Consider the following 10,869-nt stretch of genomic DNA (forward strand, 5'->3'; position numbering starts at 1 on the left):
TCGCGGGCAGGGCGTGCTCCTACGAGGGCTGATTTATCTCCGATTGCGCCAGCGCTCAGGGCTCGACGGTCAGGCGACCGACCATGCCGGCCTGGTAGTGGCCGGGGATGTTGCAGGCGAACTCCAGCTCCGTGGCCCTGGTGAAGGTCCAGGTCAGCTCGGCGGTCTTGCCCGGCGCCACCAGCACGCTGTTGGGGTCGTCGTGCTTCATCATCTTCGAATGGTCCATGCCGGCCATGCCGTGGCTCATGCCGGTGGGCGTGAGCATGCCCATCGCCTGCATCTGCTGCATTTCCTTCTGGTGCTCGGCGTGCATGGCGGCGTTGCCGAGGTTGAACTCGTGCAGCAGGCTGCCCTTGTTGTGGATGACGAAGCGCACCGTCTCGCCGGCCTTCACCTGCAGCGACTTGGGTTCGAAGTACATCTCGCCCAGGGTGACCTCGACGCTGCGGGTGGCCCGGGCGGCCTCGGCCGGCTTGCCGAAGTCGTACCCGTGACCGTGGCCGGCATCGGCCAGGGCAGGCAGGGCGAAGGCGGCGACGAGGCCGAGGATGGCGGCGTTGAATAGCTGGCGTGTACGCATGATGCGGACCTCTTGCAGATGATTGCCCCCATGTTGCCGCCGGCCACCTGCCGGTTGGCTGTCGGGAAGATTACAGTTGTGTCAGCTTGGCAGCGTCACCGGCAGCGCTGGATACAATGACCGGCATTCCCGCCACGGAGGCCATCCACCTTGAAACTGCTGATCGTCGAAGACGAACCCCGCATCGGCCAGTACCTGCGCCAGGGCCTGAGCGAGGCCGGCTATGCCGTGGACCTCTGCGGCGACGGCGCCGAGGGCGAGCAGCTGGCGCTGTCCGGCGACTACGACCTGGCGATCCTCGACGTCATGCTGCCCGGCCGCGACGGCTGGCAGATCCTCCGCGCCGTGCGCCAGGCCGGCCTGGCCCTGCCGGTGCTGTTCCTCACCGCCCGCGACGCCGTGGAGGACCGCGTGCGCGGCCTGGAACAGGGCGCCGACGACTACCTGGTCAAGCCCTTCGCCTTCGTCGAACTGCTGGCCCGCGTGCGCACCCTGCTGCGCCGCGGCGGCCAGCAGCTGCAGGAGACCGTGCTGCAACTGGCCGACCTGGAGCTGGACCTGCTGCGCCGCCGGGTGCAGCGCGGCGGCAGGCGCATCGAGCTGACCGCCAAGGAGTTCGCCCTGCTGGAACTGCTGTTGCGCCGCCACGGCGAGGTGCTGCCCAAGTCGCTGATCGCCTCCCAGGTCTGGGACATGAACTTCGACAGCGACACCAACGTCATCGAGGTGGCCATCCGCCGCCTGCGCGCCAAGGTCGACGACGACTTCCCGCAGCGCCTGATCCACACCGTGCGCGGCATGGGCTACGTGCTCGAAGAGCGGGCGCCGTGAGCGCCGCCGCGCGGGTTTCGCTGGGCGTCCGCCTGAGCCTGCTGTTCGCCGCCTGCACCGCGGCTGTGTCGCTGATCGCCGGGGTGGTGTTCAGCCGCGCCAGCGAGGCGCACTTCGTCGAGCTGGACCGCCAGGTGATGGCTGGCCGCCTGCCGTTCTTCCGCGAACTGCTCGGCCCGGTGCGCGATCCCTCCGACCTGACTGCGCAACGCGAAACACTGGAGCACGAACTGACGCGCCACCCGGACCTGGGCCTGCGCCTGGAGGGCGCCGACGGCCAGCGCTGGCTGGACGAGCCGCCGCGCATGAGCAGCGGCATGGAAGGCATGGGCGAACCACCCGCCTACCGCGAGACGCGCGTGCCGCTGGACCCGGCCGAGCCCGCCGGGCGCCAGCTGACCCTGGTGCTGGACATCACCCACCACCAGCACTTCCTCAGCCGCATGCAGCAGCTGATCTGGCTGACCATGGGCCTCTCCGCCCTGGCCACCGCGCTGCTCGGCGCCTGGGCCACCCGCGCCAGCCTGCGCCCGCTGCGGCGCATGCGCGAGGTGGCGGCGCAGGTGTCGGCGCAGTCGCTGACCACGCGCCTGGACGCCAGCCGCCTGCCCACGGAACTGCGCGGCCTGGCCAGCGAGCTGAACGCCATGCTGGCGCGCCTGGAAGAAGCCTTCCAGCGCCTGTCGGCGTTCTCCGCGGACATCGCCCACGAGCTGCGCACGCCGCTCACCGCGCTGCTGACGCAGACCCAGGTGGTGCTGTCGCGCCCGCGCGGCGAGGACGACTACCGCGAGGCGCTGCACGGCAACCTGGAGGAACTGCAGCGGCTGACCGCCATGGTCAACGACATGCTGTTGCTGGCCAAGGCCGACCACGGCCTGCTGGCCCCCGGGCGCGACAGTCTGGACCTGGCCGGGGAAGTGGACGCCCTGCTGGAGTTCTACGCGCCGCTGGCCGAGGACCAGGGCATCCACCTGGAGCGCGAGGGCCAGGCGCAGGTGCGCGGCGACCGCGGCATGCTGCGCCGGGTGCTGGCCAACCTGCTGGACAACGCCCTGCGCTTCACCCCCGCCGGCGGCGCCATCCGCGTGCGCCTGCGGCCCGGCCAGGTCAGCGTGGAGAACCAGGGCCCGGCCATCCCCGCCGAGCAGCTGCCGCGGCTGTTCGACCGCTTCCACCACCGCGAACCGGCCCAGCGCGAGGGCCAGGGCGTGCACGCCGGGCTGGGCCTGGCGATCTGCCGCTCCATCGTCCAGGCCCACGGCGGCAGCATCCGCGCCGAATCCGACAGCGGCTGGACGCGCTTCGTCATCGAATTGCCGGAAGCATAGGGCCACGGCCAGGCGGCGGATAACGCGGAGCGTTATTCGCCCTACGCCAACCCCACCCGCAACGTAGGGCGAATAACCGTTCGCGGTTATCCGCCGTTCCCCCATGGCATGGCGGCGTGCTTCAGATCACCAGCCGCCCGCTCGCCACCAGCCGCGCCTGGCCGGCGATGCGCACGCGGTCGCCCTCCAGCCGGCACCACAGCTCGCCGCCGCGGGCCGAGCACTGGAAGGCGCGCAGCTGCAGCTTGCTCAGGCGCTGCGACCAGTAGGGGATCAGGCAGCAGTGGGCGGCGCCGGTCACCGGGTCCTCGTTGATGCCGATGGCCGGGGCGAAGAAGCGCGAGACGAAGTCGTGGTCGCCCTCCCCTCGCGCGGTGACGATCACCCCCAGGTACGGCAGCCGGGCCAGGGCGACGAAGTCCGGCTTGCAGGCGCGCACCGCTTCCTCCGACTCCAGTAGCACCATCAGGTGCGCCGTGGTGCTGAGCGCGTCGACCACCGGCAGGCCCAGGGCCTGCTCCAGCTCCACGGTGCTGCCCGCCTCGCGGGGCGGCTGCGCCGGGAAGTCCAGGGCCAGGCGCTGATCCTCGCGGTACACCCGCAGCGGGCCGGACAGCGAGTTCAGCTCCAGGCGCTCGCCCGGCTCGCCGAACACCTCGAACAGCACGTGGGCGCTGGCCAGGGTGGCGTGGCCGCACAGCGGCACCTCGGCCGTCGGGGTGAACCAGCGGATGCGCCAGCCATCGGCCTCGCGGACCAGGAAGGCGGTCTCGGACAGGTTGTGCTCGGCGGCGATGTTCTGCATCAGCTCGTCGGCCAGCCAGGCGTCCAGGCGGTAGACCATCGCCGGGTTGCCGGCGAACGGACGGTGGGTGAAGGCATCGACCTGGTGGAATTCGAGCTGCATGGCGTTCTCCTTTGAGTGGGGTTCCAGCATGCCGCCCCGCACGCTCGGCGCTGCTATACAGTGTGCGACTTTCGCATCGGCACAGTCGCGCCCTCAGGCCCGGCCGATGGCGGCGAAGCTGGCCGCGGTCAGCCCGGCCAGTGTCTCGGCGCTCAGCTCCACCTCCAGGCCGCGGCGCCCGGCGCTGACGTGGATGCTCGGGAACTGCCGGGCGGACTCGTCGATGAAGGTGCGCAGGCGCTTCTTCTGCCCCAGCGGGCTGATGCCGCCGACCAGGTAGCCAGTGGCGCGCTGGGCGGCGCCGGGGTCGGCCATGTCGGCCTTCTTGGCCCCGGCGGCGTGGGCCAGGGCCTTCAGGTCGAGGCTGCCGGCCACCGGCACCACGGCCACCAGCAGCTCGCCCTTCTCGGTGGCGGCGAGCAGCGTCTTGAACACCCGCGCCGGCTCCAGGCCGAGCTTCTCGGCGGCTTCCAGGCCATAGGACGGCGCCTTGGGGTCGTGTTCGTAGCTCAGCACGCGGTGCTCGGCGCGGGCCTTCTTCAGCAGGTCGATGGCGGGGGTCATGACGGTCCGGGGTCTGTCCGTGAACGATGCCCAAGCATAGCAAGGGCCGGCGGCCGAATCCGCCACCGCCGCCTGCGCGCACGGCCCTTCACCCGGCGCGCGGAATGGCCTAAGGTCGCAGACGACCCGGGCTCTGCCGGATGCAGCACAAGGCCAACGTCATGACCGACAGCCAGAACAAGAAATACATCGTCGCCCTCGACCAGGGCACCACCAGCTCCCGCGCCATCATCTTCGACCGCGACGCCAACGTGGTCAGCGTGGCGCAGCGCGAGTTCGCGCAGATCTACCCCCAGGCCGGCTGGGTCGAGCACGACCCCATGGAAATCTGGGCCACCCAGAGCTCCACCCTGGTCGAGGCCCTGGCCCAGGCCAGCATCGGCTTCGGCGAGGTGGCCGCCATCGGCATCACCAACCAGCGCGAGACCACGGTGGTATGGGACAAGGCCACCGGCCGGCCGATCCACAACGCCATCGTCTGGCAGTGCCGGCGCAGCGCGGGCATCTGCGAGCAGCTGCGCGCCGACGGCCTGGAGCCCTACATCCGCGACACCACCGGGCTGGTCATCGACCCCTACTTCTCCGGCACCAAGCTGAAGTGGATCCTCGACCAGGTCGACGGCGCCCGCGAGCGCGCCCGCCGCGGCGAACTGCTGTTCGGCACCGTGGACAGCTGGCTGGTGTGGAAGCTCACCGAGGGCGAGGTGCACGTCACCGACTACACCAACGCCTCGCGCACCCTGCTGTTCGACATCCACAAGCGCGACTGGGACGACCGCCTGCTGGCCGCCCTGGACATCCCCCGGGCCATGCTGCCGAAGGTCCAGGCTTCCTCCGGAGTGTTCGGCCACGCCAGGGTCGGCGGCCTGGGCGTGCACCGCACGCCCATCGCAGGGATCGCCGGCGACCAGCAGGCCGCGCTGTTCGGCCAGCTCTGCGTGGAACCCGGCCAGGCGAAGAACACCTACGGCACCGGTTGCTTCCTGCTGATGCACACCGGCGCCAAGGCGGTGAAATCCACCCACGGCCTGCTCACCACCATCGCCTGCGGGCCCCGCGGCGAGCCGCAGTACGCCCTGGAAGGCGCGGTGTTCAACGGCGGCTCCACGGTGCAGTGGCTGCGCGACGAGCTGAAGGTGATCAACGACGCCCACGATTCCGAGTACTTCGCCAGCAAGGTCAAGGACAGCAACGGCGTCTACCTGGTGCCGGCCTTCACCGGCCTGGGCGCACCCTACTGGGACCCGTACGCCCGCGGCGCGCTGTTCGGCCTGACCCGCGGGGTCAAGGCCGACCACCTGATCCGCGCCACCCTGGAATCCATCGCCTACCAGACCCGCGACGTGCTCGACGCCATGCAGCAGGACGCCGGCGAACCGCTGCGCGCCCTGCGCGTGGACGGCGGCGCGGTGGCCAACAACTTCCTCATGCAGTTCCAGGCCGACATCCTCGGCACCCCGGTGGAACGTCCGCAGATGCGCGAGACCACGGCCCTGGGCGCCGCCGTGCTGGCGGGGTTGGCCAGCGGCTTCTGGCAGAGCTTGGACGAACTGAAGGGCAAGGCGGTGATCGAGCGGGTGTTCCAGCCCCACTGCGAGGCGGCCGAGCGGGAGCGGCTGTATGCGGGCTGGAAGAAGGCGGTGGAGCGCACCCGGGGGTGGGCGGCGCAGGATTGAAACCGACGTAGGGCGTACAACCGTTCGCGGTTGTACGCCGATGTGCCCGGGTCCGCAGGTCGGGACCGGAGCGCCCGAGACAGGGGCTCCGGGTTCGAAACCGCGGCGCCCCGGGCCAAGGTCAGGCGGCGGATAACCGCGAACGGTTATTCGCCCTACGCCTCAGGGGCTTCCAGTTGTGCCCATAGCGAGGGGGCGCCGGCGGACTTTTCCACTGCGGCGAGGCGCGCGGCGTGCGCCGCCAATTCCTCTTCGCTGGCGCGGATCACCCGGGTCAGCGTGCGGCCGGCCGCCAGGCGGCGGATCGGGCTGGCCTGCGGGCGGCCGCTGCCGTCGCCCTCGGCGCCCTGGCCGGCCAGCGACAGGCTGGTCTGGCCCCCGGTCATCGCCAGGTAGACGTCGGCGAGGATCTCGGCGTCGAGCAGTGCGCCGTGCAGGTCGCGGCCGGAGTTGTCGACGCCGTAGCGCTTGCACAGGGCATCGAGGTTGTTGCGCTGCCCCGGGTGGCGCTCGCGGGCCATCATCAGGGTGTCGAGCACCGAGCAGTAGTCGGCGACGTCGGTGCGCTCGCTCTGCCCCAGCAGGGCGAACTCGTTGTTGATGAAGCCGATGTCGAACGCCGCGTTGTGGATGATCAGCTGGGCGCCTTTGATGAACTCGAAGAACTCGTCGGCCACCTCGCGGAAGCGCGGCTTGTCCTTGAGGTGTTCGTTGGTGATGCCGTGGACCGCGATGGCGCCTTCGTCGATCTCGCGGTCGGGCTGCAGGTAGACGTGGAAGTGGCGGCCGGTGAGGCGGCGGCCTTCCAGCTCGACGCAGCCGATCTCGATGATCCGGTGGCCATCGGTGACCGGCATGCCGGTGGTTTCGGTATCCAGTACGACGCTGCGCATTTCGTGACCTTGTTGCTTTGACCAGGGAGGGCGCCCGCGGGCGCCCGTTGCAATATTCAGCGCGGCAGTTCGGCGACGCCACGGTTGGCGAGCATGTCGGCGCGCTCGTTGCCGGGGTGCCCGGTGTGGCCGCGCACCCACTGCCACTCGACATTATGCCGGTTGACCTGCTCGTCCAGCGCCTGCCACAGGTCGGCATTCTTCACCGGCTGCTTGGCGGCGGTCTTCCAGCCGCGCTTCTTCCAGTTCGGCAGCCATTCCTTGATGCCTTTCATCACGTACTCGGAGTCGGTGACCAGGCGGATCTCGCAGGACCGCTTGAGCGCCGCCAGGGCCATGATGGCCGCCGTCAGTTCCATGCGGTTGTTGGTGGTCTCCGGCTCGCCGCCCCAGAGTTCGCGCTCGGCGCCCTTGTAGAACAGCACAGCGCCCCAGCCACCGCGGCCGGGGTTGCCCTTGCAGGCGCCGTCGGTATAGATGACGACCTTCTCTTCTTCGCTCATATCACCTTCAGTACGGCCCGCGGCGTCCCGCCCCGGGAAGGTGGCACGAGGGACTGGCGAGGGCCGTCGCTAGATTTCGGAATCCCGCCGGCTGACCTTGGCCACCGGCAGCGGCACCAGTTGGCCGCGGGCCTCGCGGCGGGCCTGGCGCAACGGCCGCAGGCCGACCACCAGCTTGCGCGCCACCAGCAGGTAGAAGCCGGCGCCGGCGCCCTTCAGGCCCTTGTCCCAGTTCTCCAGGCGTTGCAGACGCGCCTGCCAGGCAGCCGAGGCAAGCGGCGGACGATAGCACCCGAAGCGGCGTTTCTCCAGCGCGAAGCCCAGCAGGTTGAGCCAGTCGCAGACGCGCCCGGGGGAAATGCAGCGCGCCCGGCCCAGGCCGTCGGAGGCGAAATAGTGCCGCAGGCCCCAGGCGCTGCGCGGGTTGACGCCGATCACCAGCAGGTGCCCACCGGGCCGCACGCTGCGCGCGGCCTCGCGCAGCAGGCGGTGCGGCGACAGGCAGAAGTCCAGGCCGTGCTGCAGCAGCACCACGTCGGCGGCGTGCTCGCCCAGCGGCCAGGCGCATTCGTCGCAGGCGATCTCCACGCCCGGCAGCGGCGGCCCCAGGCGCACGCCGCGCTGGATGTTGCCGGTGCTCTCCGGCAGCTCGGCGTGCGGGCCGTAGTGCACCAGGTAACCGCCGAAGTAGCGCTGCAGCTCGTCGCAGAGCAGGCGCTGCTCCTCGGCCAGCATCATCGCGCCCAGCGGCCCGGCGAACCAGTCGCGCGCCTCGGCGATCAGCTCCAGCCAGTCGGCATCGGCCTGGGCGAAGGCTTCTCGTTCCATTCTCACCACCCCCTGAAACAGGTTGGCTGCCGCCGCCGGGAAGGCGGGCGACGCCCTTCGGCGAACACAGGACGGCACATTCGCACTACTATGCGCCAACCTATTCCGCTTAGCGACATCCGGCCATGATACAGATCGACGCGCTGCCCGCCTTTTCCGATAACTACATCTGGCTGTTGCAGGATGTGACCACGCAGACCTGCGCGGTGGTCGACCCGGGCGACGCCGTGCCGGTCGAGGCCTGGCTGGCCGCGCACCCGGGCTGGCGCCTGACCGACATCCTGGTCACCCACCACCACCAGGACCACGTCGGCGGCGTGGCGCGCCTGAAACAGGCCAGCGGCGCCCGCGTGCTGGGCCCGGCCGGCGAGCGCATCCCGGCCATCGACCTGGCGCTGCGCGACGGCGAGCGCGTCGAGGTGCTGGGCCTGGGCTTCGAGGTGATCGAGGTGCCCGGCCATACCCTCGGGCACATCGCCTACTACCACGCCGACGCCGACGCGCCCCTGCTGTTCTGCGGCGACACCCTGTTCGCCGGCGGCTGCGGCCGCCTGTTCGAGGGCACCCCGGCGCAGATGCACGCCTCCCTGGGCCGCCTCGCCGCGCTGCCGGGCGCCACCGGCGTGTACTGCGCCCACGAATACACCCTGGGCAACCTGCGCTTCGCCCGCGCGGTGGAGCCCAACAACGCCGAGCTGGCCGCGCGCTTCGACGAGGTCAGCGCCTGGCGCGAACAGGGCCGCATCAGCCTGCCCTCGAGCATCGCCCTGGAGCGAGCCACCAACCCCTTCCTGCGCACCTCGGAAAGCAGCGTGAAAAAAGCCGCCGACGAGCGGAACGGCGGGCCGATAGCCAGCCCCGCAGAGGTTTTTGCGGTCATTCGGCAATGGAAAGATAAATTCTAAGGTCTGGCGAAATCTTGACCACGTCCGGTGTGGTTTCTAGAATCCCCGAAATTTTTACCCTGGACAAAGTCATCCGCCAATGCCGCCAAAGACCAGTAAGACCAGCGATCTAGACGCATTGGCCCGTGCCATACGAGTCTCCGTCCTGCTCGGCGCCGGCGCCCTCGCCGGCTGCCAGACCAGCCAGCACGGCACCGGCCAGGACGCCCTGACCTACCGCCCCGCCGCCAGCCGCGCGGTGGACGTACAGTTCAACCCGGCCTACGCCGACAGCGACATCTGGCAGCGCATGCGCCACGGCTTCCAACTGCAGGCCGACGCCACCGACACCAATCCGCGCATCGAACGCCAGCGCCTGTGGTTCGTCGGCAACCATGCCTTCATCGAGCAGGCCTCCGAGCGCGGCAGCCCCTACATGCACTACGTGGTGGAGCGCCTGGAAGAGCGGCAGATGCCGCTGGAACTGGCGCTGCTGCCGATGATCGAGAGCGCCTACAACCCCCTCGCCGTGTCCCGCGCCCAGGCGGTGGGCCTGTGGCAGTTCATCCCCACCACCGGCACCCACTTCAACCTGCGCCAGACCAGTTGGTACGACGGCCGCCGCGACATCAAGGCCTCGACCAACGCGGCGCTGACCTACCTGAACCGCCTGCACGACATGTTCAACGGCGACTGGCTGCTGGCCCTGGCCGCCTACAACGCCGGCGAAGGCACCGTCAGCCGCGCCATCGAGCGCAACCAGAAGCTCGGCCTGCCGACCGACTACTGGAACCTGCCGCTGCCCCAGGAAACCCAGGACTACGTGCCCAAGCTGCTGGCCCTGTCGCAGCTGGTGATGTCGCCGGAAGCCTACGGCATCAACCTCAACCCCATCGCCAACGAATCCTACTTCGCCGCGGTGAAGGTCAAGCCCGGCCTGGACCTGTCGCGCGTCGCGGCGCTGGCCGAACTCGACGAGGACGAGCTGTACCTGCTCAACCCGGCCTTCAAGCGCCGTATCACCATGGACGGCCCGCAGCAGTTGCTGGTGCCCAAGGAGAAGGTCGAGCGGCTCAAGGCCGGCCTCGCCTCCCTGCAGCCCCAGGACCTGGTGAGCTGGAAGCAGTACAAGGTGCGCCGCGGCGACAGCCTGCGCAGCATCGCGGCCAAGCACGGCATCACCGTGGCCGAGCTCAAGAGCAGCAACCGCCTGAGCTCCAACCGCGTGCGCAACGGCCAGGCGCTGCTGATCCCCGCCAAGGGCAGCCGCATGCCGGAACTGGAGCCCGCGCGCCAGGTGGCCAAGGCCGACGCGCCCAAGGCGCCCAGCCTGGCCAACGCCACCCGCAGCTACAAGGTCAAGCGTGGCGACAACCTCTGGCAGATCGCCCGCGCCACCGGCGTCGGCGTCGACGACCTGAAGCGCTGGAACGGCCTGGACAGCCACGGCGTCAAGCCCGGCCAGGTGCTCAAGCTGCAAGGCGCCACCCAGCTGGCGGCCCGCAGCGGCGCCAGCGGCAAGGCCAAGCAGCAGCAGGCGCAGGAAGCGGCGACCTACTACAAGGTCAAGCAGGGCGATTCCATGTACCTGATCGCCAAGCGCTTCAACGTCGAGATGCAGCACATCAAGCGCTGGAACCCGCGCAGCAGCGCCCACGCGCTCAAGCCCGGGCAGACCCTGACGCTCTACCTCGACACCGCCAGCCGCTGATTCCACGGTGTAACGGCGGATAACCGCGAACGGTTATTCGCCCTACGTCCTTGCCTGGCGTAGGGCGCATAACGCCTACGGCGTTATCCGCCGTTTGACCTCGGCCACATCCCCCTCGGCGCCGAGCGCGGAGCCGCCCCCGCCCCGGCAACTTTCCC

General features: G+C 70.0%; 11 protein-coding genes. 5 read left to right on the forward strand and 6 right to left on the reverse strand.

Annotated features, from left to right (window positions below):
• Positions 1–55: 55 nt before the first annotated feature.
• Positions 56–583, reverse strand: coding sequence for a plastocyanin/azurin family copper-binding protein (locus tag DK254_RS33140; RefSeq protein ID WP_109937212.1), 528 nt, complete (start codon positions 581–583; stop codon positions 56–58).
• 150 nt (positions 584–733) lie between these two features.
• Between DK254_RS33140 and DK254_RS33145 the strand changes: the two genes are divergently transcribed.
• Positions 734–1,414 carry a heavy metal response regulator transcription factor gene (locus DK254_RS33145; RefSeq protein WP_089392016.1) on the forward strand — a complete coding sequence of 227 codons (681 nt, stop codon included), beginning with the start codon at positions 734–736 and terminating at the stop codon, positions 1,412–1,414.
• Entirely contained in the window at positions 1,411–2,745 is a 1,335-nt protein-coding gene (locus DK254_RS33150) for a heavy metal sensor histidine kinase (protein WP_109937213.1), read from the forward strand. Before DK254_RS33145 ends, DK254_RS33150 begins: the two co-directional genes overlap by 4 nt.
• Positions 2,746–2,866: 121 nt before the next feature.
• Here DK254_RS33150 and DK254_RS33155 read toward each other — a convergent pair whose 3' ends face one another.
• Positions 2,867–3,652, reverse strand: a complete 786-nt coding sequence (locus tag DK254_RS33155) for a PhzF family phenazine biosynthesis protein (protein ID WP_109937214.1) — start codon at positions 3,650–3,652, stop codon at positions 2,867–2,869.
• A 93-nt stretch (positions 3,653–3,745) separates the two neighbouring features.
• Positions 3,746–4,216, reverse strand: a complete 471-nt coding sequence (gene ybaK, locus DK254_RS33160; protein WP_109937215.1) for a Cys-tRNA(Pro) deacylase — start codon at positions 4,214–4,216, stop codon at positions 3,746–3,748.
• Between the two features lie 161 nt (positions 4,217–4,377).
• On the opposite strand from ybaK, the gene glpK reads away from it, so the two are divergent.
• Positions 4,378–5,892: a glycerol kinase GlpK gene (gene glpK, locus DK254_RS33165; RefSeq protein ID WP_109937384.1), complete on the forward strand. Its 1,515-nt coding sequence runs from the start codon at positions 4,378–4,380 to the stop codon at positions 5,890–5,892.
• A gap of 155 nt (positions 5,893–6,047) precedes the next feature.
• Here the strand turns inward: glpK and dnaQ are convergent, their stop codons facing one another.
• The 3 genes from dnaQ to DK254_RS33180 form a co-directional block, all read right to left on the reverse strand.
• Positions 6,048–6,785 (reverse strand): DNA polymerase III subunit epsilon, encoded by a 738-nt coding sequence (dnaQ, locus tag DK254_RS33170; protein ID WP_109937216.1) that lies wholly within the window; start codon positions 6,783–6,785, stop codon positions 6,048–6,050.
• 56 nt (positions 6,786–6,841) lie between these two features.
• Positions 6,842–7,288, reverse strand: a complete 447-nt coding sequence (gene rnhA / locus DK254_RS33175) for a ribonuclease HI (protein WP_109937217.1) — start codon at positions 7,286–7,288, stop codon at positions 6,842–6,844.
• 69 nt (positions 7,289–7,357) lie between these two features.
• Positions 7,358–8,116: a class I SAM-dependent methyltransferase gene (locus DK254_RS33180; RefSeq protein WP_109937218.1), complete on the reverse strand. Its 759-nt coding sequence runs from the start codon at positions 8,114–8,116 to the stop codon at positions 7,358–7,360.
• A 125-nt stretch (positions 8,117–8,241) separates the two neighbouring features.
• On the opposite strand from DK254_RS33180, the gene gloB reads away from it, so the two are divergent.
• Positions 8,242–9,021 carry a hydroxyacylglutathione hydrolase gene (gene gloB, locus DK254_RS33185; RefSeq protein WP_109937219.1) on the forward strand — a complete coding sequence of 260 codons (780 nt, stop codon included), beginning with the start codon at positions 8,242–8,244 and terminating at the stop codon, positions 9,019–9,021.
• A gap of 79 nt (positions 9,022–9,100) precedes the next feature.
• Positions 9,101–10,711: a LysM peptidoglycan-binding domain-containing protein gene (locus DK254_RS33190; protein ID WP_109937220.1), complete on the forward strand. Its 1,611-nt coding sequence runs from the start codon at positions 9,101–9,103 to the stop codon at positions 10,709–10,711.
• Positions 10,712–10,869 lie beyond the last annotated feature (158 nt).

The organism is Pseudomonas sp. RW407, from assembly GCF_003176655.1.
Classification (GTDB): Bacteria; Pseudomonadota; Gammaproteobacteria; order Pseudomonadales; family Pseudomonadaceae; genus Pseudomonas; species Pseudomonas delhiensis.